Origin of the sequence: Cyanobium sp. WAJ14-Wanaka, assembly GCF_024345375.1 — a bacterium.
GTDB lineage: Bacteria > Cyanobacteriota > Cyanobacteriia > PCC-6307 > Cyanobiaceae > Cyanobium_A.
This window is the reverse complement of the sequence record NZ_JAGQAZ010000003.1, coordinates 144,300-165,891: the sequence shown is the minus strand read 5'-3', so window position 1 is coordinate 165,891 and position 21,592 is coordinate 144,300. Positions and strand designations below refer to the sequence as shown.

Annotated in this window: 23 protein-coding genes and 2 tRNA genes; 6 read left to right on the top strand and 19 right to left on the bottom strand. The window is 61.7% G+C overall.

Annotated elements, in window-relative coordinates; all coding sequences use genetic code 11:
• Window positions 1-8 precede the first annotated feature (8 nt).
• Window positions 9-878, bottom strand: a complete 870-nt coding sequence (lipA, locus tag KBY49_RS10905) for a lipoyl synthase (protein WP_254934841.1) — start codon at window positions 876-878, stop codon at window positions 9-11.
• A 77-nt stretch (window positions 879-955) separates the two neighbouring features.
• Between lipA and KBY49_RS10900 the strand changes: the two genes are divergently transcribed.
• Window positions 956-1,029, top strand: a tRNA-Pro gene (locus KBY49_RS10900).
• Between the two features lie 3 nt (window positions 1,030-1,032).
• Here the strand turns inward: KBY49_RS10900 and cobJ are convergent.
• The gene (gene cobJ, locus KBY49_RS10895) at window positions 1,033-2,811 is read right to left on the bottom strand and encodes a precorrin-3B C(17)-methyltransferase (RefSeq protein ID WP_254934840.1); all 1,779 of its coding nucleotides are present in this window, start codon (window positions 2,809-2,811) and stop codon (window positions 1,033-1,035) included.
• On the bottom strand, window positions 2,808-4,502 hold the full coding sequence (locus KBY49_RS10890) for a hypothetical protein (protein ID WP_254934839.1): 1,695 nt from the start codon (window positions 4,500-4,502) through the stop codon (window positions 2,808-2,810). Before KBY49_RS10890 ends, cobJ begins: the two co-directional genes overlap by 4 nt.
• 467 nt (window positions 4,503-4,969) lie before the next feature.
• Here KBY49_RS10890 and psaA point away from each other — a divergent pair, with 467 nt between their 5' ends.
• Both psaA and psaB read left to right on the top strand, forming a co-directional pair.
• Window positions 4,970-7,273 carry a photosystem I core protein PsaA gene (psaA, locus tag KBY49_RS10885; RefSeq protein ID WP_254934838.1) on the top strand — a complete coding sequence of 768 codons (2,304 nt, stop codon included), beginning with the start codon at window positions 4,970-4,972 and terminating at the stop codon, window positions 7,271-7,273.
• A 20-nt stretch (window positions 7,274-7,293) separates the two neighbouring features.
• Window positions 7,294-9,507 (top strand): photosystem I core protein PsaB, encoded by a 2,214-nt coding sequence (psaB, locus tag KBY49_RS10880; protein ID WP_254934837.1) that lies wholly within the window; start codon window positions 7,294-7,296, stop codon window positions 9,505-9,507.
• 44 nt (window positions 9,508-9,551) lie between these two features.
• On the opposite strand, the gene KBY49_RS10875 is transcribed toward psaB, so the two are convergent.
• From KBY49_RS10875 to KBY49_RS10865, 3 genes are all read right to left on the bottom strand, one after another.
• A complete protein-coding gene (locus tag KBY49_RS10875; RefSeq protein WP_254934836.1) occupies window positions 9,552-9,788 on the bottom strand; it encodes a hypothetical protein in 237 nt (78 codons plus the stop codon).
• 121 nt (window positions 9,789-9,909) lie between these two features.
• Window positions 9,910-10,401, bottom strand: coding sequence for a photosystem I reaction center subunit XI (locus KBY49_RS10870; protein ID WP_254934835.1), 492 nt, complete (start codon window positions 10,399-10,401; stop codon window positions 9,910-9,912).
• A 52-nt stretch (window positions 10,402-10,453) separates the two neighbouring features.
• Window positions 10,454-10,570: a photosystem I reaction center subunit VIII gene (locus KBY49_RS10865; protein ID WP_254934834.1), complete on the bottom strand. Its 117-nt coding sequence runs from the start codon at window positions 10,568-10,570 to the stop codon at window positions 10,454-10,456.
• Between the two features lie 90 nt (window positions 10,571-10,660).
• Between KBY49_RS10865 and KBY49_RS10860 the strand changes: the two genes are divergently transcribed.
• Window positions 10,661-11,122, top strand: a complete 462-nt coding sequence (locus KBY49_RS10860; RefSeq protein ID WP_254934833.1) for a HEAT repeat domain-containing protein — start codon at window positions 10,661-10,663, stop codon at window positions 11,120-11,122.
• Here the strand turns inward: KBY49_RS10860 and KBY49_RS10855 are convergent.
• Both KBY49_RS10855 and KBY49_RS10850 read right to left on the bottom strand, forming a co-directional pair.
• Entirely contained in the window at window positions 11,083-12,042 is a 960-nt protein-coding gene (locus tag KBY49_RS10855) for a glycosyltransferase family 2 protein (RefSeq protein WP_254934832.1), read from the bottom strand. The genes KBY49_RS10860 and KBY49_RS10855 overlap by 40 nt on opposite strands.
• Window positions 12,043-12,084: 42 nt before the next feature.
• The gene (locus KBY49_RS10850; RefSeq protein ID WP_254934831.1) at window positions 12,085-12,840 is read right to left on the bottom strand and encodes a C40 family peptidase; all 756 of its coding nucleotides are present in this window, start codon (window positions 12,838-12,840) and stop codon (window positions 12,085-12,087) included.
• Between the two features lie 59 nt (window positions 12,841-12,899).
• Here KBY49_RS10850 and KBY49_RS10845 point away from each other — a divergent pair, with 59 nt between their 5' ends.
• A complete protein-coding gene (locus KBY49_RS10845; protein WP_254934876.1) occupies window positions 12,900-13,829 on the top strand; it encodes a serine hydrolase in 930 nt (309 codons plus the stop codon).
• A 29-nt stretch (window positions 13,830-13,858) separates the two neighbouring features.
• Here the strand turns inward: KBY49_RS10845 and KBY49_RS10840 are convergent.
• Both KBY49_RS10840 and alr read right to left on the bottom strand, forming a co-directional pair.
• Window positions 13,859-13,947, bottom strand: a tRNA-Ser gene (locus KBY49_RS10840).
• Between the two features lie 47 nt (window positions 13,948-13,994).
• Window positions 13,995-15,128 (bottom strand): alanine racemase, encoded by a 1,134-nt coding sequence (alr, locus tag KBY49_RS10835; RefSeq protein ID WP_254934875.1) that lies wholly within the window; start codon window positions 15,126-15,128, stop codon window positions 13,995-13,997.
• 107 nt (window positions 15,129-15,235) lie between these two features.
• On the opposite strand from alr, the gene KBY49_RS10830 reads away from it, so the two are divergent.
• Entirely contained in the window at window positions 15,236-15,754 is a 519-nt protein-coding gene (locus tag KBY49_RS10830; RefSeq protein WP_254934874.1) for an HNH endonuclease, read from the top strand.
• Here the strand turns inward: KBY49_RS10830 and prfA are convergent.
• From prfA to rpsM, 9 genes are all read right to left on the bottom strand, one after another.
• A complete protein-coding gene (gene prfA / locus KBY49_RS10825) occupies window positions 15,751-16,848 on the bottom strand; it encodes a peptide chain release factor 1 (protein WP_254934830.1) in 1,098 nt (365 codons plus the stop codon). The genes KBY49_RS10830 and prfA overlap by 4 nt on opposite strands.
• Before the next feature lie 37 nt (window positions 16,849-16,885).
• Window positions 16,886-17,209, bottom strand: a complete 324-nt coding sequence (rpmE, locus tag KBY49_RS10820) for a 50S ribosomal protein L31 (protein ID WP_254934829.1) — start codon at window positions 17,207-17,209, stop codon at window positions 16,886-16,888.
• Window positions 17,210-17,247: 38 nt separating this feature from the next.
• Window positions 17,248-17,652: a 30S ribosomal protein S9 gene (rpsI, locus tag KBY49_RS10815; protein ID WP_254934828.1), complete on the bottom strand. Its 405-nt coding sequence runs from the start codon at window positions 17,650-17,652 to the stop codon at window positions 17,248-17,250.
• Window positions 17,649-18,104: a 50S ribosomal protein L13 gene (gene rplM, locus KBY49_RS10810; protein ID WP_254934827.1), complete on the bottom strand. Its 456-nt coding sequence runs from the start codon at window positions 18,102-18,104 to the stop codon at window positions 17,649-17,651. The genes rpsI and rplM overlap by 4 nt, the downstream gene beginning before the upstream one ends.
• A gap of 159 nt (window positions 18,105-18,263) precedes the next feature.
• On the bottom strand, window positions 18,264-19,133 hold the full coding sequence (gene truA / locus KBY49_RS10805; protein WP_254934826.1) for a tRNA pseudouridine(38-40) synthase TruA: 870 nt from the start codon (window positions 19,131-19,133) through the stop codon (window positions 18,264-18,266).
• A 55-nt stretch (window positions 19,134-19,188) separates the two neighbouring features.
• Window positions 19,189-19,539, bottom strand: coding sequence for a 50S ribosomal protein L17 (rplQ, locus tag KBY49_RS10800; RefSeq protein ID WP_254934825.1), 351 nt, complete (start codon window positions 19,537-19,539; stop codon window positions 19,189-19,191).
• Window positions 19,540-19,571: 32 nt separating this feature from the next.
• Window positions 19,572-20,510, bottom strand: coding sequence for a DNA-directed RNA polymerase subunit alpha (locus KBY49_RS10795; protein WP_254934824.1), 939 nt, complete (start codon window positions 20,508-20,510; stop codon window positions 19,572-19,574).
• A gap of 57 nt (window positions 20,511-20,567) precedes the next feature.
• Entirely contained in the window at window positions 20,568-20,960 is a 393-nt protein-coding gene (gene rpsK, locus KBY49_RS10790) for a 30S ribosomal protein S11 (RefSeq protein ID WP_254934823.1), read from the bottom strand.
• Window positions 20,961-21,143: 183 nt separating this feature from the next.
• Window positions 21,144-21,509, bottom strand: a complete 366-nt coding sequence (rpsM, locus tag KBY49_RS10785) for a 30S ribosomal protein S13 (protein WP_254934822.1) — start codon at window positions 21,507-21,509, stop codon at window positions 21,144-21,146.
• Window positions 21,510-21,592: the final 83 nt, after the last annotated feature.

Here is a 21,592-nt window from a genome sequence, read left to right as displayed (position 1 = left end):
AACGCCCCTCAGCGGGGATGCTCCCTCATCAGCCGCTGCACCTCGCCGGCGTGATAACTGCTGCGGGTCAGCGGGCTACTCACCACCTGGAGGAAGCCCAGCTCCTGTTCGCCGTATAGGCGAAAAGCCTCAAATTGCTCCGGGGTGACGAACCGATCCACCGCCAGGTGTTTGGGACCCGGCGAGAGGTATTGGCCGATGGTCACGATGTCGACGGAGTGCTCGCGCAGATCGGCCATCACCGACCACACCTCGGCGTCGCTTTCGCCCAGGCCGCCCATCAGTCCTGATTTTGTGTAGGTGCGCGGCCAGCCCTGTCTTACCCGCTGCAGCAACTCCAAGGAGCGGCTGTAGATCCCCTGGGGACGGACCTGTTTGTAGAGCCTGGGCACGGTTTCGATGTTGTGGTTGAGCACCTCCGGAGCTCCGGCCATCACCGCCGCCAGGGCATCCCAGTTGCCACAAAAATCGGGAATCAGTAGTTCGATGCTGGTCAGGGGGGAGCGCCGCCTTACCTGCTCAATGCAGGCCACAAATTGGCTGGCGCCGCCATCGCCCAGATCGTCGCGATTCACCGAGGTGATCACCACATGGCTTAGCCCCATCCGGGCCACTGCCTCACCGAGGCGCTCGGGTTCGCTTGGGTCCAGCTCCCGCACACTCTTGTCGAAATCGATGTCGCAGTAGGGGCAGGCCCTGGTGCAGCCGGGGCCCATGATCAAAAAGGTGGCTGTGCCGCCGGCAAAGCACTCACCGATGTTGGGGCAACTGGCCTCCTGGCAAACCGTGTTGAGCTTGAGATCCTGCAGCAGATCGGCCACCTGACCGATCCGTTCCCGTTGGGGGGCCTTTACTCGCAGCCAACCGGGTTTGGGCAAGGGGCAGTCGGGCTCAAGGGGCCCAGGCAAGGCGTTTGTCGACTTTAGAAACTGGCCGTCGCCTAAAGTGCCTACAGCGGGATGTGGCGCAGCTTGGTAGCGCACTTCGTTCGGGACGAAGGGGCCGCAGGTTCGAATCCTGTCATCCCGATTGTTAGCTGATCTCGGCTCCTGGATAGCCCCTGGGGGTCACCATCAGCCCATCCTTGGCATAGCTGCTGCTGTTGCCGATCAACACCAGGGTGAGCATGTCGACCTGCTCAATTGGCAGTTCGGCAAGGCTGTGCAGGCTTACTTTTTCCTCCGGTCTGCCGAGTTGGCGTGCCAGGGCCACCGGTGTCTGGCCTGGCCGCCCGGTTAAGAGAATCTCCTGGGCCCGTCCCAACTGCCATTCCCGGCCCAGGGATCGGGGGTTGTAGAGCGCCACCACAAAGTCGCCGCTGGCGGCGGCCTTGAGTCGTTGCTCAATGACGGGCCATGGGGTGAGTCGGTCGCTGAGGCTGATGGTGCAGAAATCGTGCATCAACGGTGCACCGGCGCGGGCGGCGGCCAGTTGCAGAGCGGAAATGCCAGGGTGCACCTCAAAGCTTGGCCGCTGCTGGCTGTCTTGGTTCAGCCATAGCTCCAGCGCTAGGCCCGCCATTGCATAGATGCCGCTGTCGCCTGAGGAGACCAGGGCCACCTTCAGGCCCTGGTTGGCTAGATCTAGGGCCAGGGCGCAGCGGGCCCGTTCCTCGGTGAGCCTCCCATCGCAGCGCAATTGGTCCGGGCGGCGCAGGGGCTCCAGTAAATCGAGATAGAGGCCATAGCCCACCCAGACCGTGGCCTCCGCCAGGGCCCGACGGGCATCGGCAGTAAGTAGGTCCAGTCGGCCAGGCCCGCTACCCACCAGGTGTAATTGGCCGCGCTGGGGTGCCCATTGAGTTTCGGTAGCCGCAATCGCCAGGGTGGCTGCACCTCGCTCCCCATCTAGGGGGCGGCCGATGGTTTTGGTTAGCAGGAGATGCGCCCCGGGCCCTGCTGCCCCCAGGGCGGAGGCCTCGGCCACGCTCGCCGTGCCCATCTCGCCGGCCACCACCTGGGATGGATTTGGCACTTCGATGGCCGCCAGGGTTTCAGCGGTTAGCCACACCTGCGGCCAAAGCCGCCCCTTGGCCAGGGCCAGGAGGCCCTCTTCATCGGCCTTGCGATCGATGCTGGCCATGCCGGCCACGGCTTCCGGGGCAAGTTGCAGTTTTGCCAGGGATTCATCTACCAGCCGCTCAATCAAACTTCGACTCGTACCCCTTTCGCAGCCCAGCCCTAGCCATAGGGAGGGGGTATGCCAGCGGCATCCAGGCCCCTGCTCGGTGCCGACCCATAGGTCGGGCTCTGCTCCTGGCTGGCAATGGTCTGCGGCGGCCAAGCCTTGCCAGCCTTTGTTGCCACTGGCCTGGGTCACCCTGAGCCCCTCCGCCGCCCTTTGCATCAGGGCCTTCCAGTCGCCCCCTGGGCCGCGGCGCCAACCCCAGGCTTCGCCAAATGAATCGAGGGCAAGCCGTCCGCCAGATCCGCTGCTGCCGGTGAGCACCACCTGGCTGCCCAGCACTGCGGCCACCCTCTGGCTGAGTTGGTCAGCCCCGGCCCGATGGCCGCCTAGCAGGGGGATGGCAAAGCTGCCCTGGCCATCCAGCACCACCACGGCGGGATCGGTGTCTTTCCCGTGCAGCAGTGGGGCCACCAGGCGGGTCACCAGTCCGCAGGCCCCAACGATCACAAAGCCTGAGGCCCTGCTCCATTGGCTCGAAAGGGTTTCCTGGCAGGAGGGCAGAGCTTCCGGCCCCACCCATTCGCTCACCACCCCGGCCTGGCGCAGGGTCTCCAGGAGGCCAGTGCCGCCATTGCTAAAAGCCAGCCCCAAAACCAGGGGTGCTTGGGGTGGGTCTTGGTTCAATTGGGATTTCCTGCGCCGAATCTTTCGCGCAGACCGGCAAAAGGACCAGATCGCTTGGGCTTGATCAGGGAACCGTCTTCACTCACCTGTTGGCGGGCCGAACCCGCCAACGTTGTGCTGGGGGCAAGGCGTTCCGGGTTTGAAATTTCTTTAGGAGCTGGCTGTTCGATGCTGGGAGCCTCCCCAATGGCTTCTGGTTCAGGGCTTTCTAGGGCCTGGCTCTCGATGGGTGTGGGTTCGTCTGGTGCGGGCTCTTGGGGTTCGGGAGTTTGGATAGATGTTTCTAGTTCGCCAGTCTCATTTTGGCTTAAAGAGTTTGTATCTTCGGCTTGAATATTAGTCTCTTCATATTGGCCATTAGGTTCTTCAGTCTGGCCATCTATTTCTGCAGCTTGTTCTTCTTGCTCGCCGGGTTGCTCGCCGATCTCTTCAGGTTCTTCAATATTTACTTCTGGGTCCTGTGGGCCCGTCTCTTCGCTTTCAGGGGCTTCGACAACTTCGTTTTTGTTTGATGGGCCCTCTTTAGGTGGGTCTTCGCTAGGTAGGTCATCGCTAGGTAGGTCCTCGCTAGGTAAGTTCTCGCTTAATGGCGTTTCTTTTGGTGCCTCGGGGCTTGCCTCCTTTGCGGCTGCCTCTGGTTGGCTGACTTTTTCTTCGATCGGCTTTGCCTTAATGGTCTCTGGCTTGGGGGCAGGCTCCTGGCCAATTAGGACAGCGAGCTCGGCGGGGCTCAAGGGCTGTTGCTGCCAGCGGGGCTTGGGGCCCGAGGATTTGAGGATTACTTCAGAAACCAGGCTGTTAAATGGCGAATTGAGAGGATTGCCCCTGCCATCAAGCAGGTCTAATTGGAGGCTGTTACTGCCAGTTTTCCAGCCCTTCAGCCAAATTGGTGAGTCCTTATCAGTGACAAAACTGTCGCCGTTCAGATTTACTTTTAGCCGCCAACTTCCATCGTTGTCGCGCAGCCTTTGGAGGGGGGCATCTAGCAGTAACCAATCCAGTAATACGGGTTCTGCTCCTATCTCCGCGGGAGGGCTGGCAAGCAGCAGTTGGGGGCTGCCTTTTTTAGGCAAAGTAAGTGGATTAGCCGCCACCCGCTGGACGCGAATCTGGCTTGCAGCTCCAGGGCTGCGGACCACTTCTCCCCAGGGCATCGCCGCATAGGCGGTGATGCGATGGCTGCCTGGGCTCAAGGGGGGCAGGCTGATTTGTATTGCTGGTTTGGCCCCAGGAAGATTGGTTGAGGTGATCTGAATTGGTGTTTGCCCATCGACCTGCACCACCACATGGGGGCCGGGCCCCATGGAGCCAGCTTCGCTGAGGGGCCAGTCACTCACTTGAATGCGCAGGTTCCAGTTGCCGCTCGGCAGATCTGCACCGTCGCTCGGGGATTGAATCGAAATCCTGGGTTGGCGATCGGCAAGGGCTGCTTGGATTTGCTGGACTGCCAGGGGGGCTGCCACCTCCTGGAGCTGGCCAGTAGGAACGCTTGGTTTGATTAGGGGCTTGAGCTTGGCCAGGGGATTGGCGCTGGCCTCAGGCGAGCCTCCCCCCGACTTTGCCTGGGCCTGGCAGCCGCTGGGCAGCAGCAGCAAAACGCACAGCAGAAAACCCACCAAAAAAGTTGTCCAGGGGCGCTTTGCCCCTGGGCGCCTGGCCTGGCGAGGGATGGCGGCGCTGCCTGCGCTCATGCTTGTTGGCTTCGGCATGGACTTGCCAGCATTCTGCTGCGGCAAGGCACCACTATGAATTGAGCCGTCGAGTATCTAAAAAATTTGGATTGTTGAGTAGATTTATTTCGATCAAAGATGGGCAGAGTTCATGATTCTTTGCCTCTAGAAGAGCCCAGTGCTGGCCTGGAATGCACCGGGATTGAACCTTTGTAACTGACCCCCTAAAGGCCCTGGATTTGAAGCCTATAGTCCATTCAGCGGTCCCCTATCTGGGGCCCAAGCCCTAGTTGTATCAGGCGGTTTCGCGGTTTCCGTGGACCTGCTTGCTCTGGCTAGAGCCCATGGCTGGCTCGACGGTTTCGACCGTTGTCCCCATGGGGCCCACGGTGGTTTGTGTTGGTTTTGCTGTTTTTGCAGCTCTACCGGTGCATCCGCCTCCAGGGGTGGACCTTCCACCTCGATTCCGTCCCTCGAGGAACCTCTCGATGACCATCAGCCCACCAGAGCGTGGGAACAAGGCAAAGGACATGGTCGACCGGAACCCAGTTCCGGTGTCGTTCGAGCTTTTCGAAAAGCCCGGCCACTTCGACCGCAGCCTTGCCAAGGGTCCCAAAACCACAACCTGGGTTTGGAACCTCCACGCCAACGCTCACGATTTCGATAGCCACACGAGCGACCTCGAAGAGGTTTCTCGCAAGATTTTTTCGGCTCACTTCGGCCACCTGGCCGTCATTTTCATCTGGCTTAGCGGCGCCTTCTTCCATGGAGCCCGCTTCTCCAACTACTCCGGTTGGTTGGTAGATCCCCTGCACGTAAAGCCTTCCGCGCAGGTTGTCTGGCCAATTTTTGGCCAGGAGATTCTCAATGGCGATGTGGGTGCCGGCTTCCACGGCATTCAGATCACCTCAGGTCTTTTCCACGTGTGGAGGGCTTGGGGCATCACCAACGAAACCCAGCTGTTGGCCCTGGCCATCGGTGCTCTGGTGATGGCCGGCTTGATGCTCAATGCCGGCGTTTTTCACTATCACAAGGCAGCTCCAAAGCTCGAGTGGTTCCAGAACGTTGAGTCGATGCTCAACCACCATCTGGCTGGCCTCCTCGGCTTGGGCTCCCTTTCCTGGACTGGGCACCTCTTGCATGTGTCCCTTCCCACCACTGCGCTGATGGATGCCATCGACGCCGGCAACCCGCTGGTGCTCAACGGCAAGACCATCGCCACCTATGCAGACATTCCCCTGCCCCACGAGTTCCTGAATCAGGATCTGATTTCCCAGATTTACCCCGGTTTCGGGGCTGGTGTTTCAGCCTTTTTCTCGGGTAACTGGGCCGCCTATGGCGATTTCCTCACCTTTAAGGGTGGTCTGAATCCCGTTACCGGAAGTCTCTGGATGACTGACATCGCCCATCACCACTTGGCGATTGCGGTGCTGTTCATCGTGGCCGGTCACATGTACCGGACCAACTGGGGCATTGGCCACAGTATTAAGGAGATTCTGGAAGGCCAGAAGGGTGATCCCCTCCTGTTCCCTGCCCCCAATGGTCATGACGGACTCTTTGAGTTCATGACCACTTCTTGGCACGCCCAACTGGCTGTGAACCTCGCGCTGCTCGGATCCCTGAGCATCATCGTGGCCCAGCACATGTATGCGATGCCTCCCTATCCCTACATCGGGATCGATTACCCCACCCAGCTGTCGATCTTTACCCATCACACCTGGATTGGCGGATTCTTGATCGTTGGTGCGGGGGCCCACGCCTCCATCGCGATGATTCGCGATTACGACCCCGCTAAGCACGTAGACAACGTGCTCGACCGGGTGCTCAAGGCCCGTGACGCCATCATCAGCCACCTCAACTGGGTGTGCATTTGGCTCGGCTTCCATAGCTTCGGCCTCTATATCCACAACGACACCATGCGTGCCCTGGGCCGTCCCCAGGACATGTTCAGCGACTCCGCCATTGCCCTGAAGCCCATCTTCGCGCAATGGATCCAAGGCCTCCACGCCGCCGCCGCCGGCAGCACAGCGCCCAACGCCCTAGCCAGCGTTAGCGAAGTGTTCAACGGCACGGTTGTGGCCGTGGGTGGCAAGGTCGCCGCCGGTCCGATCCCCCTGGGAACGGCCGACTTCATGGTGCACCACATCCACGCCTTCACGATCCACGTCACCGTGTTGATCCTGCTGAAGGGTGTGCTCTATGCGCGCAGCTCCAGGCTTGTGCCCGACAAGGCAAACCTGGGCTTCCGCTTCCCCTGCGACGGCCCTGGCCGTGGCGGTACCTGTCAGGTGTCGGCTTGGGACCACGTGTTCCTCGGCCTGTTCTGGATGTACAACTCCCTGTCGATCGTCATTTTCCACTTCTCCTGGAAGATGCAGAGCGACGTGTGGGGCACCGTCAATGCTGACGGCAGTGTCCAGCACATCACCAACGGCAACTTTGCCCAAAGCGCCATCACCATTAATGGTTGGCTGCGGGACTTCCTCTGGGCCCAGGCCGCACAAGTGATCAACAGCTACGGCTCGAGCTCCAGTGCCTACGGCCTGATGTTCCTAGGTGCCCACTTCATCTGGGCCTTCAGCCTGATGTTCCTGTTCAGTGGCCGCGGCTACTGGCAAGAACTGATTGAGTCCATCGTCTGGGCTCACAACAAGCTGAGGGTGGCTCCTGCGATTCAACCGCGGGCGCTCTCCATCACCCAAGGCCGTGCCGTCGGTGTCGCCCACTATCTGTTGGGCGGTATTGCTACGACCTGGGCATTCTTCCTGGCCCGCATTGTCGCGGTCGGCTGACCTCCTCCTGACCTTTCCTCATGGCAACGAAATTTCCTTCGTTTAGCCAGGGTCTGGCACAGGACCCGACAACCCGCCGTATTTGGTACGGCATCGCCACGGCTCACGATTTCGAGAGCCATGACGGAATGACCGAGGAGCGGCTTTACCAAAAGCTGTTCTCCACCCACTTCGGTCACCTGGCCATCATTGGCCTCTGGGTTTCGGGCAACCTGTTCCATATCGCCTGGCAGGGCAACTTTGAGCAGTGGGTCGCCGATCCGCTGCATGTCCGTCCCATCGCACACGCGATCTGGGATCCCCACTTTGGCGAGGGCGCAATTGCTGCCTTTACCCAAGCGGGTGCTTCTTCTCCGGTGAACATTGCCTATTCCGGTCTGTACCACTGGTGGTACACGATCGGTATGACCACCAACGCCGAGCTTTACCAGGGTTCCATCTTCATGATGATCCTGTCGGCTTGGGCCCTGTTCGCCGGTTGGTTACACCTCCAGCCCAAGTTCCGGCCTTCCTTGGCCTGGTTCAAGAACGCTGAATCCCGCCTGAACCACCACCTGGCTGTTCTGTTCGGCTTCAGCTCGATTGCTTGGGCCGGTCACCTGGTGCACGTCGCCATCCCTGAGGCCCGTGGTCAGCACGTCGGTTGGGACAACTTCCTTTCCGTTCTGCCCCACCCCGCCGGCCTGGCGCCGTTCTTTACCGGTAACTGGGGTGTATATGCCCAGAACCCTGATACCGCCTACCAAATCTTTGGTACGACTGAGGGTTCAGGCACCGCCATCCTCACCTTCCTTGGTGGTTTCCACCCCCAAACCGAAGCTCTCTGGCTCACCGACATTGCCCATCACCACCTGGCGATTGGCTGTCTCTTTGTGATCGCCGGCCACATGTACCGGACCAACTTCGGTATTGGGCATTCGATCCGGGAGATCCTTGATGCCCACAACCCCCCTAAGGGCACCCCCTTTGGCGGCGCACTTGGAGCTGGCCACAAGGGTCTTTACGACACCATCAACAATTCTCTCCACTTCCAACTTGGTTTGGCCCTGGCCAGCCTTGGTGTGGTGACGAGTTTGGTGGCGCAGCACATGTATGCGATGCCGTCCTATGCGTTTATCGCAAAGGACTACACCACCCAGGCTGCCCTCTATACCCACCACCAGTACATCGCCATCTTCCTGATGTGCGGTGCCTTCGCCCACGGTGCGATCTTCTTCATCCGCGACTACGACCCGGAAGCGAACAAGGACAACGTCCTTGGTCGGATGCTTGAGCACAAGGAAGCAATCATCAGCCACCTGAGCTGGGTTTCCCTGTTCCTCGGTTTCCACACCCTGGGTCTTTACGTCCACAACGACGTAGTAGTTGCCTTCGGTACCCCCGAGAAGCAGATCCTGGTGGAGCCTGTCTTTGCCCAATTCGTTCAAGCCGCTAGCGGTAAGGCGATGTATGGCATGGATGTGCTCCTGTCCAACGCCGGCAGCGCCGCCAGCACCGCCGGTGCTGCCTACATGCCCGGTTGGATGGATGCCATCAACGGCAGCAGCGATCTGTTCCTGCCGATTGGCCCTGGCGACTTCCTCGTGCACCACGCCATCGCGTTGGGACTGCACACCACCACCTTGATCCTGGTGAAGGGAGCCCTGGATGCCCGGGGTTCCAAGCTGATGCCCGACAAAAAGGACTTCGGCTACTCCTTCCCCTGCGACGGCCCCGGCCGCGGCGGTACCTGTGACATCTCAGCTTGGGATTCCTTCTATCTTTCGGTTTTCTGGGCTCTGAACACCGTGGGTTGGGTCACCTTCTACTGGCACTGGAAGCACCTTGCTATTTGGCAGGGCAACGTGGCCCAGTTCAACGAATCCAGCACCTATCTGATGGGTTGGTTCCGCGACTACCTGTGGCTCAACAGCTCCCAGCTGATCAACGGTTACAACCCGTTTGGCAGTAACAACCTGGCCGTCTGGTCCTGGATGTTCCTGTTCGGTCACCTGGTGTGGGCCACCGGCTTCATGTTCCTGATCTCCTGGCGCGGTTATTGGCAGGAACTGATTGAGACGATTGTCTGGGCCCATCAGCGCACTCCGCTCGCCAACTTGGTGGGCTGGCGCGATAAGCCTGTGGCTCTCTCGATCGTTCAGGCCCGTGTGGTGGGTCTTGCCCACTTCACGATCGGCTACATACTCACGTACGCAGCCTTCCTGATCGCATCTACTTCTGGCAAGTTTGGCTGATTTCAGCCACTTGCTCCACCTCGAGGGACGACCTCACCCCCGGTTCACCCCGGGGGTTTTTTATGGCCAGAGGCAGTTGGGTAGTTCTTTTGCACGTAGCTCCAGTCTTCGCACTTCAGCTCAATGCCATCGGTCTGGGCGCGCTCGCTGCGCAGACAGGTGATGGTGGCCTGATGGCCCGCAGCAGCTGGCTCGGCCTTGGGGCAAAAGTTCTGGCAGCCAGCCAAGAGCAATGCTGCTGCCAGGCTGAAACCAGTCAGCAGCAGGGGGCGGATAGTCATGGGGTTGTACTGACTTGGCTGCTGCCATCTTGATTGGGCGGCTGCTTGTTGATTGGCCTAGTGCCTGCCCATTAAAAAAGCCCCACCGATTTGGCAGGGCTTGTTGAGCTTGGGGGCTGGTTTAGTTAACGCTCCAGACGCCACCGGCGATATTGACCAGGGGGGCAACGATTGAGGTGCCCACCAGGAACCAGGCGAAGGCGGCACCACCGCAACCACCAAGCCAGAAGCCACTGGCAAATTCAGCCCAACCAGCCTTGGTGAATAGGTCGGAGGGGGGATTGTCGATCGTGGCATCGGCCGGCTGGACGTTCGGACCATTGCCCGCGGTGCCATAGATCGACAGGCAAACCGTCAGGATCGAGACCAGGCCAATGGTGGCCAGGAGGCCTGCGGTGCTTGCGTACTCGGTGAGGCGCAGGGGGCCGCAGATGGCAAAGGGGCCGTAGAGAAAGAAGCCATGGGCCATACCAACTTCCAAGCCGCGGCGATTCGGGGACAGGGAAGGGCGGTAGGCCGGCAGAGCACCCAAAAATGCCCGGCTGAAATAGCTGCTGTTAACGGGGGTGGCCAAATTGCCGACGCAGGGGTCGGCCACGGGGGTCACGGTCATGGTGGCGATAGGTAGGTCGGCAGAAGGAAGGGCATTGGGCTCAGGGCGCAGCTCAGTTGCGGGCTTCGATCACGTTGAACAACAGGGCCATGGCCACCGCTGGCCCAAGGATCCCTACTAGGGGCACGAACACCGAGGGCAGCCAGGCTGCAGCAAATTCTCCAGTCATGGCAGGGGCCAATAACAACCGTTGGTACTGTAAAGAGCTCGCCCGGGGCCACCTTCCTGGGCCCGATTTGGCGACATAAAAGTTCAATCCATGAACCCCCAATCCCTTGGTGCAGCTGCAGCGGTTTTGGCCGTCCTGTTGTGGTTAAGCAGCCGGCGTCGGCCTTCGCCGCTGGTCGGTCTCGATGCCGCCGCCGTTGCCCTGTTGAACAGGACCCAAATTGAGCTGGTCCAGGAGGCTGCTGCCGTGGCTGGCGGCACTGCCGCAGCTTTTGTTGCCCCTGCAGGGGCCCGCGAGCGAGCTGACTTGCTTCGCCTTTTGCAACATCAACTCCAGGGAGATACTGGCTCGCGCTTGGCTGCCATCCAGGCCGCTCGGGCCTGGGGCCACCGCAGCACCCTGCCTTTGCTGAAGCGTGGCCTGCGCGATGTCAGCCCCCAGGTGGCCCATGAGGCGGCTCGGGCCATGGATCTTTTCAGGGGCAGTCCAGGGGCCTTGGCCAGCGCCAAGCCTCAGGGGCGTTTGCCCCGCAATGCCGCCCTGACCCGGTAGATGGGTCGGCCTTGACTTTCGTGATAAGTGCGCATTTGTACCTCTGCCAGCAGGCCAAAGCAGAAGAGCTGTACTCCGGTAATCAGGGCTAGAAACGCCACCATCAGCAGCGGCCGGTTGCCGATGTCGGCCTGGGCAAACACCTTTTCCCCCAGGAGATAGAAGCTGAGCACCATTCCCAGCCCGATCGATCCGAGGCCCCAGAGGCCAAAGACATGCATTGGTCGGGTCAGAAAGCGCTTCATGAACCACACCGTCAGCAGATCCATCAGCACCCGGAAGGTGCGATCGATCCCGTATTTGCTTTCACCAAAACGGCGCGGTTGGTGGTTCACCTTCACTTCGCTGATCCTGGCGCCCTCGATGAAGGCCAATGCGGGTAGGAAGCGATGCAGTTCGCCGTAGAGGTTGAGGTCTTCCAGCACCTCCCGGCGGTAGGCCTTTAGGGAGCAGCCGTAGTCGTGTAGGCGCACGCCGGTGACCCGGGCGATCAGCAAATTGGCCAGCAGGGATGGCAGCAACCGGCTGATGGCTGCGTCTTTTCGTCGATGTCGCCAGCCGCTGACCAGGTCGTAACCCTCCTCCAGTCGGTTGAGGAGCAGGGGAATGTCGGCGGGATCGTTTTGGAGGTCCCCATCGAGGGTCACAATCACGGCGCCGCTGCTGGCATCGAAGCCTGCGGCCATGGCAGCTGTTTGGCCGTAGTTGCGCCGCAACAGCACCGCCACCAGCTCTGGCACCTCCCCGCCCAGCTCGGCCAGTACGGCAGCGGTTTGATCCTTGGAGCCGTCATCCACCAGCACTATTTCAAAGCCCAAACCCAGGGGCCTTAGGGCGCCGAGCAGTTGGCCCATCAGGGGCCTGAGGCTCTCCTGCTCGTTGTAGAGGGGCACCACTACGGAGAGCTGAACAGCAGACATGGGGTGGATGCTCCAGGCCTCGAAACTAGGCGGGCAGGGTCTTCATGGCAGAGCAGTGCCGTCATGGCAGCGCATTACCCTGCCGGCGCCCCGAAGGCTTTCCCGGTAGTGGCAGGCCACGGGGTTGCTGTTCTGGGGGGCCAGGTTGTCGATGGCCAGACCGTTGTGGCCGTTGCTTGACCCGGAGCTGTGCAGGTAGGCGCCTTGGCCCAGATGGAGGCCCACATGGGTGCAGCGCTGGGGAGTGCCAAAAAAGATCAGATCTCCAGGCAACATCAGCTGGCTCACCCCAGGCCGTACGGCCACCGGCTGGCAGAAGCGCTCCTGCAGGTAGGCGTCCCTGGGTATCCAGATGCCCTGGGAGGCATAGGCACTTTGCAGTAGGCCCGAGCAGTCGAAATCAGGCCCGAGGCTGCCGCCCCAGAGGTAGCTGTTGGCCTGTTGCTGGGCGGCAAGGGCCCACGCCACAACCCCATCAAGCCGCTTGGCAATGGCGCTGCGATCCAGTAGCTGGTTCCTCGGGCGTTGGGCGCTAACGGCCTGGCCCAGCAGGGCATCTACTTCAATCCAGCCCGGATAGCCATCATCCAGCAGGCGCACTGGCAATCTGCGGGAGATAGCCGCCGTCGCCATGGCTTGGGGCGCTGGCCCCTCGAGCACCAGCAGGTGGCGACCGGCCCAGGCCTGGGTTGCCAGGGAGGAACCCCTCGGACGGCTGAAGAGGTTGATCGGCCCCAGCAGCCGCCAGATAGTGCCTGCCCGTAACCATTCGGGGGCCGCAGGTGAACCCAAAGGCACGGGGCTTAAAACGACAGGGTTCCTGGTGCCTAATGTCGCCACAGCGCTTGCCGGCAGTGATGGCGTTCTACAACCCTGATCCGGCCATGGGCCAGACCCTGGCCGATTTGGTACGCGCCCTGGAGCTCGAGGGCCGCCCCGGCCTGGCCCAGCAACTCTCGATCACCTGGTTGAGTTACGAGTCTTCCCTGGTGGGGCAGGCAGCTGATCTGGGCGGGGCAGAGTTTTGGTCCAGGCCCGTGCAGGCTGCCAGCTGGGCAGGAGATCGACCCCGCTATCCAGCCAGCGTGGTCAAAGCTTTTTATTTGGTGGCAGCTGAGGCCTGGCTCCAGGCCGATTGGCTCCAGGAATCGGACGAATTGCGCCGGGCCCTGGCCGCCATGATCCGAGATTCCAGCAACGATGCCACTTCCCTGGTGGTAGATCGCCTCAGCGGGACCACCAGTGGCCCGGAGCTGGCGCCTGAAGCGATGGCAGCCTGGATTGGCCAGCGCCAGCTGGTGAACCGGTGGTATGGCCAGCTGGCTTGGCCTGAATGGTCGGGCTGCAATGTCTGCCAGAAAACCTGGGGGGATGGACCCTTTGGCCGCGAGCGGGATTTTTACGGGGCCCAGCTGGAAAACCGTAACCGCCTCAGCACCGATCTAACGGCCCGCCTGCTCCAAGGGATTATGGCTTCGGCCCTGGTCTCGCCGCCCGCCTGCGGCCGCATGCGCGGGCTGCTGGAGCGCAGTTTGGATCGGGAGCTGCGGGCTGCCGATCCGGAAAACCAGGTGGATGGTTTTTTAGGGGCTGGTCTGCCCCAGGGGGCTCGGCTGTGGAGCAAGGCCGGCTGGATGAGCCAGGCACGCCATGACGCCGCCTACGTGGAAGCGCCAGGCCACAGGCCCATGCTGCTGGTGGTCTTCAGTGAGGGCGAGGGCTGTGCCCGCGATGTCCAACTGCTGCCGGAGTTGGCCGCACGCCTAACTTCCACCTGCCGCAGTTAAAGCCGTGGCAGGTGGATTGGCTTAGACAACGGAGAGGGAGGGATTCGAACCCTCGATAGAAGTTACCTCCTATAACTCCTTAGCAGGGAGCCGCTTTCAACCACTCAGCCACCTCTCCAGTGGCCCGATGAGCTTATCAGTGCACTGACGCTTGGTTGGGAGCCGTCAGCCCTTGGCATCAAGCCTGGGTAGTCGGTGCTTGAAGCCACAGAGGATTTCCCAGGGGATTGTTTGGCAGCGCCCACTCCAGTCGGCTGGGGTGATTTCTTGGCCGCCCTCCTCGCCCAGCAGGGTCAGTACCGAACCCACCTCCAGGCCTGGGCAGTCGCTGGCATCGACCACCAGCTGGTCCATGGTGATGGCGCCCACCTGGGGCAGGCGCTGCTGGCCAAACAGCACCTCCATTTGGTTTGAGAGCTGGCGTGGCACGCCATCGGCGTAGCCGATCCCCACCACCGCCAGACGGCTGGCCCGGCTGGTGCGGAAGCGGTGGCCATAGCTGACGCCAACCGCGGCTGCCACCTCCCGGATCAGGCTTACCCGCGCATGGATGCGCATGGCGCTTTTCAGGGGCATCCCATTGCCTAAATGGGCGGCGGGCCTGTGGCCGTAGAGGGCCAGTCCAACCCTCACCAGGTCGTAGTGGAGATTTTGGTGGCGCAGGGTGCCCGCCGAATTGGCCAGGTGGCGACAACCCGAATCCAGGCCTTGCGTCTGGAGGGCCCCAAGCACCGCCTCGAAGCGCCGCTGCTGTTCATCCGTAGTGCCATCGTCGGAGTTGGGCGGGGCATCGGCACTGGCCAGGTGGGAATAGACCCCCGCCAGGTTTACTGCGTCTAGGTCGGCGATGGCGGCCACAATCCTGGGGCCCTCCTGCCAGTCGGCCCCGAGGCGGGCCATGCCCGTATCCAGCTTGAGCTGCAGGGCCATGCGCCGGCCACTGCTTTGGGCCAGGTTTTGACAGAGCAGGGCTTCGCGCATGCCGCTAATGGTGGGCATCAGCTCCCAGTGCAGGCAATTGCGCAACTCCTCAACGCTGTTGAGGTTTCCCAGCACCAGTACTGGGGCCCGGATGCCGGCCTGGCGTAATTCAATGCCTTCAGCCAGGGTCGCCACCCCAAACGAACTGGCACCTCCAGAAAGGGCGGCCTGGGCCACGGCTACAGCGCCATGGCCGTAACCATCGGCCTTGACCACTGCCATTAGTTGGGTGGATTCGGCCAGTTGCAGCCGAATGCTTCGGGCATTGGCGGCAATGGCGGAGCAATCCACCTCCACCCAGGCGCGCTGGCGCTCCAGCCCCTCAGCGCTTGGGAAATTGGCCTGGGGCCAAGGTGGATTGGTGGCCTGGGTCACCATCGTCGCGGATTATTGGCACTAGCATGCCGCGTAATACGGGTGCTGGCATGGGCCACGTTCTCGTTCTGAACGCGTCCTACGAACCTTTGAATATCACCACGTGGCGGCGGGCCATGGTGATGTTGCTCAAGGGCAAGGCAGTGGGGCTTGAGCATGATCAAGCCCACGTGATTAGGGAGGATTATCTCCTGCCTACCGTGATTCGCCTGCGGCAATTTGTGCGGGTGCCCTACAGGCAGTTGCCCCTGACTCGACGCAATCTTTTTCAGCGCGATGGCCACCGCTGCCAATACTGCGGCTGCAGCGGAGAGCGTCTCTCCGTAGACCATGTTTTCCCCCGCAGCCGGGGCGGCGGCGACACCTGGGAGAACGTGACCACGGCCTGTTTGCCCTGCAATGTGCGCAAGGGCAACCGCACCCCGAAGGAGGCGGGCATGCCCCTGGCCCGCAGCCCCCATCGGCCCATGGGCAGTCTCAGTTTTGAGGCCCGCCGCCAAATCCATGCTGGCCAGCACCTGGAGTGGGCCAAGTACGTGATTGGCAGCTGCGATGAAAGGGCTGCCTAGCCGGCCACTTCGGCGGCCAGTTCCTCCAGTTGGCGGCTTTGATCGGCGGCAATGCACGCCCCAATTAGGTCCTGCAGCTGCCCATTAAGCACCGGCTCCAGGCTGAAGTTGCGGCCTAGGCGGTGGTCGGTGGTGCGGCTGTCCTTGTAGTTGTAGGTGCGGATTTTTTCACTGCGGTCGCCGCTGCCGACCTGGGCTAGCCGAATGGAGCGCTCCTCGGCATTTGCCTCAGCCAGCTTGCGCTCGTAGAGCTTGGCCCGCAGGATCTCCATGGCCCGTTCCCTGTTCTGTAGCTGGGAGCGCTCTTGGGTGCAGAAGACCCTGATGCCTGTCGGTTTGTGCAGCAGGTCGACGGCCGTTTCCACCTTGTTGACGTTTTGACCGCCAGCGCCACCGGAACGGGCCGTGCTCAGTTCAATTTCGGTGGGGTCAATTTGCACCTCCACGGGGTCTGCCTCGGGCATTACCGCCACGGTGGCCGTTGAGGTGTGCACCCGCCCCTGGGATTCGGTGGCCGGCACCCTTTGTACCCGATGGACCCCCGCCTCAAATTTGAGCTGGCTAAAAACCCCTTCCCCCTTGATGGCCAGGATCAACTCCTTATAGCCGCCAAGTTCGGCTTCTGAGGCACTGACCGGATCGACCTTCCAGCCGATGGTTTGGGCATAGCGCTCATACATTCGGGCCAGATCCCCTGCCCAGATGGCCGCCTCGTCGCCACCGGCACCGGCCCTGATTTCCAGCATCACGCTGCGTTCGTCGCGGGGATCCCTGGGCAGCAGGGCAAGGGTGAGCTTCTGGCGCAGGCCGGCCATGGCTTCTGCAAGGCAGGCCAGCTCTTCGTTGGCAAGTTGCTCCATCGCCGGGTCGCCCCGGTGTTCCTTGAGCAGGGCCCTGGCATCACTTTCTTCCTGCTCCAGCTTTTGCAGCTGCTGGTGGTCGAGCACCAGGGGTTCTAGCCGGGAACGCTCCCGGGCTATGGCCTGCAGTTGGGTGGGGTTGGAGGCCACAGCTGGATCGGCCAGCTGCCGTTCCAGGGTTTCAAAGGTGCGACGGGCCGTTTCCAGACGCCCGTGGAGCAGGTTTAGGTCCATGGCGATGGGGTTTGGGCGTCAAACCGCCCTGGCCCAATCAGGCGTCTGCTTCAGCGGGTGCTTCAGCGGGTGGTTCCATCGCGCTCGCCGCTGGCTGGGCTGGAGCTGCTTCGGCTGGCGCAGCCTTCTTGTCGGCGGGGGCAGCGGCTTCACCACCACCCATGCCGTACTTGCGCATGAAGCGGTCCACCCTTCCCTCGGTATCGAGGATTTTTTGGGTGCCTGTGTAGAAGGGGTGGTTGCCACTCCACACATCAACGTTGATCTCAGGTGAGGTGGAGCCAGTGGTCATAACCACTTCTCCGTTGCAAATCACCTTGGCATCGGGGTACCAGGTGGGATGGATGTCTGCCTTGGCCATGGCTGGGAAAGAATGCTGCTGAAAGGGAAAAAAGAAAATCAGCGCTTGGAGAACTGAGGAGCCTTACGGGCTTTCTTCAGGCCGTACTTGCGGCGCTCCTTGGCGCGGGGGTCGCGGCTGAGGTGACCTTCGGTTTTCAGCGGCTTGCGGTTGTCGGGGGAAAGCTCGCAAAGGGCGCGGGCCGCACCTTGCTTAATGGCATCGGCTTGGCCGGTCAGGCCGCCGCCACGCACATTGACAAGGATGTCGTACTCCTTGGCCAGGCCCAGGGTTTTGAGGGGAGCTTGGACTGCCGCCAGGTAAACCGGGTTGTAGTTCAGGTAGTTGTCACCGGGGCGGCCGTTGATGGTCACGGTGCCACTGCCGGGAACTACGCGCACACGGGCCACCGCGGTCTTGCGACGACCTGTACCCCAATAGACGACTTTGTTGGAGGTGCTCATTGGTTGGCGGCGGTGGCGGGATCGAGGGCGAGGGCTTGGGGCTGCTGGGCGCCGTGGGGGTGCTCGGCACCCTTATAAACCTTCAGTTTGCGGAACAGCTGACGGCCCAGGGCGTTGTGGGGAAGCATGCCCTTGATCGCCTTCTCGACGATCCGCTCGGGCAGGCGAGCTTGCAGGTGCTCAAAGGTTTCGGTCTTCATGCCGCCGGGACGGCCGGAATGGCGGCGGTAGATCTTTTGGTTGGCCTTGTTACCGCTCACCCTCACCTTGTCGGCGTTGATGATCACCACAAAATCACCAGTGTCCAGGTGGGGGGTGTAGCAGGGCTTGTTCTTGCCGCGCAGAACCTGGGCCACTTCGCTCGCCAGGCGACCGAGGGTTTGATTCTCAGCATCCACCAGATACCACTGGCGCTCTAGGGAATCAATGGAAGGAAGAGGGGTCTTGTTCATGTCGCCTGATCAAACACCGGCGAGCCGGATAGGAGGGCCCCAACGCAAATGCTGGGAATGGGTGCGTTGGGAGATGGGTTGAACTGCCGAGACAGGGTTTCAACCTGATTCAATGACCTTACCGCTTGGCCTGTCGTCGCCCTTGGTGGGGAGACGGGGCTAGCACAACGGAGGCGAATCGGGGCATTCCAACGAATACCGCGGTTGTGAATCATACCAGGCAGCTTTTTGGAATATCTCCTGGGGATAGCCCACCCGTAGCAGGCAAAGCCCTTGCGGGGGAGCGGAATCCCTGATTTCACTGCGGCGCAGATTGCGCCAGCGTTCCCTGAAGGCCGCCGTCCCCAGGCTGCCCTCGCCGACGGCCACCAATTGGCCCATCACCAGCCTGACCATGCCGTAGAGGAAGCCGCTGGCCTGCAGTTCCGTAGTTACCAGATCGCCCTGGCGCTCGACTAGCACCTCTTGCAGGGTGGTGCGGGCGTTGGCCCGGCGGCTTCCGGCCCGCTGAAAGGCGGAGAAATCGTGCTCCCCGAGCATTTCTTCAAGAACCTCGGCCATGGCCCTTTCATCCAGTCGCCGCCGGTAGCGGTGCCAGGACCAGGGCGCCAGAAATAGGTTGGGGGTGCGGCCGTTGTAAATGGTGTAGCGATAACGCCGGTAGTTGGCAGCGAAGCAGGCGTGCCAATCGCTTTTCACCACCGTTGCGGAGCGCACCCGGATCGTGGCCGGTAGGCGGCCATTGAGGGCCTTGGCCCAGCGTTCTGGAGGTATGGGCCCGGCCGCATCAAAGTGCACCACTTGGCCTGCCGCATGCACACCGGTGTCGGTGCGTCCCGCCGCCACGCTATGGACCGGCCTGTGGGGATCTAGCTCGGCAATCGCCTTCTCCAGCCGTTCTTGAACGCTGGGGGCGTTGCGCTGCTTTTGCCAGCCGCAGTAGGAAGAGCCGTCGTATTGAAGGCAGAGGGCAATCCTTTGGAGCTGGCCCTGGGGGTTTTCGCAGAAATTGGGGGTAAGTGAAGCCATTAAAAAACCGCGGTGAACCTGGGCTCGCCGCGGCCTGGATTAGATCGGTTCCGGTTCAAACCAGCTCGATGATTGCCATTTCGGCGTTGTCACCCCGACGGGGCACGGTGCGAATGATGCGGGTGTAGCCGCCATTGCGATCGCCGTAGCGGTCCTGGGCCTTGTCAAACAGGGCGTGAACCAGCTGTTTGTCATAGATGTAGCCAATCGCCCGCCTGCGGGCAGGCAGGCTGCCGTCCTTGGCCAGGCTGATCATTCGCTCGGCTTCATCGCGCAGGGCCTTGGCCCGCGCCTTGGTGGTGGTCACCCGGCCCTCGCGGATTAGCTGGGTGGTAAGACCCCGCAGCATCGCTTTGCGTTGGTCGGCGGGGCGTCCCAACATGGGGACTCGGCACTGGTGTCTCATGGGTCTGGTTAGGTAGGGGGCGGGGCCGCCGATCAGGCGCTGGTGCGGCTTTGGGGGAGGATGATACCGATGCGCTCTAGCGCTTCGATAACTTCATCGGCCGACTTGGAGCCGAAGTTTTTGATCTCGAGCAGGTCTTCGTAGCTGAAGCCCATCAGGTCGGATACGGAGTTGACCTGGGCCCGCTTCAGGCAGTTGTAAGCCCGCACCGAGAGGTTGAGCTCCTCGAGGGGGATTTGGGCCTCGGCCGAGGGCTCGGGCTCCAGGCCTGGCTCCTCCACCAGAGAAAGGCTTGCCAGGGGCTGGAACAGGGCGATCAACTGGTTGGCGGCTTGGGCCATGGCGTCGTCGGGGGTGACGCTGCCGTTGGTTTCAATTTCCAGGCGCAGGCGCTCTCGGGCCGAACCACCTTCACCCACGGCGGTTTCATCGACTGTGTAGTTGACCCGTTTGACGGGTTTGAAGACCGCATCAATTTGGAGCAGGTCGATGGCGCTGGTGTCTTCGCTGTGGCGATTGACAGGCCTGTAGCCAACGCCGCGCTCCACATGCACTTCCAACTCCAGGTTGTGGCCTTCGGCCACGGTGGCGATTAGGCGGTTGCCGTCGATTACCTGCACCTGGGAAGAAAACTGCAGATCTGAGGCGGTCACGGTGGCGGGACCGTTGACCGTCAGGCGGCCGATCTCGAGCTCCCGGTTGCGGCTGTTGACCGAGATCTGTTTGCAGTTGAGCAGGATGTCGAGCACGTCTTCGCGCACCCCGGGGACCGTGGCGTACTCGTGGTTAACGCCGGAGATGCGGACGGCGGTGATGGCACTGCCCTCGAGGCTGCCAATCAGGACCCGGCGCAGGGCGTTCCCCAGGGTGGTGGCTTGGCCGCGATCGAGGGGGCCGATCAGGAAGACGCCCATTTGGGAGCGATCTTCAGAGATCTGGTGCTCAATCCGGTCAATTTGGTAATGCAACACGGTCTGAAGGGTCGAAAGGTTGGAAAGTTGCGCCCGAGGGGCTAGGTCAACGACAAATCAGACGCGACGACGCTTGGAGCGACGGCAGCCGTTGTGGGGCAGGGGTGTGACATCGCGGATCAGGGTGATTTCCAGACCAGCAACCTGAAGGGCGCGAATGGCGGTTTCCCGACCGGAACCGGGGCCCCTCACCAGCACTTCGATTTGGCGCATGCCCTGTTCCATGGCCCGGCGACCGGCTGCTTCAGCAGCGGTTTGGGCGGCAAAGGGGGTGCCTTTGCGGGCGCCCTTGAAGCCACTGGCTCCGGCGGAGCTCCAGGAAATCACCTCACCGGCTGTGTCGGTAATCGACACGATCGTGTTGTTGAAGGTGCTTTGGATGTGCGCAACGCCGTTGGGCACATTGCGTTTGGCCTTTTTGGGGCCCGATTTTTTGGCTGGCTTTGCCATGGTTGGTAGGCCTGCAGGAGCAGGAGGTGATCAGGAAACGTCTGGGGAGCGCCCTGGTGACGCCGGTGACCCTTGGGCAGGCCTGAAAAATCAGGCTTACGGGGAGGTTGGCGGCAGGGCTGCTTGGGGAATGGAGCCTTAAGACAGGGAGTCGGGCTGGGGTGAAGAAGGGGCCGCTGGGGCCTATTTCTTCTTGCCGGCCACGGTTTTGCGCGCACCACGGCGGGTACGGGCATTGGTCCGGGTGCGTTGACCGCGCACGGGCAGGCCCATGCGGTGGCGACGGCCGCGGACGCAGCCGATGTCCTGCAAACGCTTGAGGGCCATGCCCTCCTGGCGCCGCAGGTCCCCTTCGAGGGTGAAGCCCTCAGCAGCGCCGCGCAGCTTTTGCACGTCGGCGTCGCTGAGATCCTTCACCCGGGTGTCAGGGTTGACCCCGGTTTTGGCCAGGATCTTGTGGGCACGGGTCAAGCCAATGCCATACACATAGGTGAGAGAGATCTCGACTCGCTTGTCGCGAGGGATATCAACGCCGGCAATCCGAGCCACGTGGGAAAACGATTCAGTTGGAACAAATGGAGCTCAGCCCGGGCCAAATTGGCGTAAACGGGCTGGAGCAGCTGCCCCGGAGG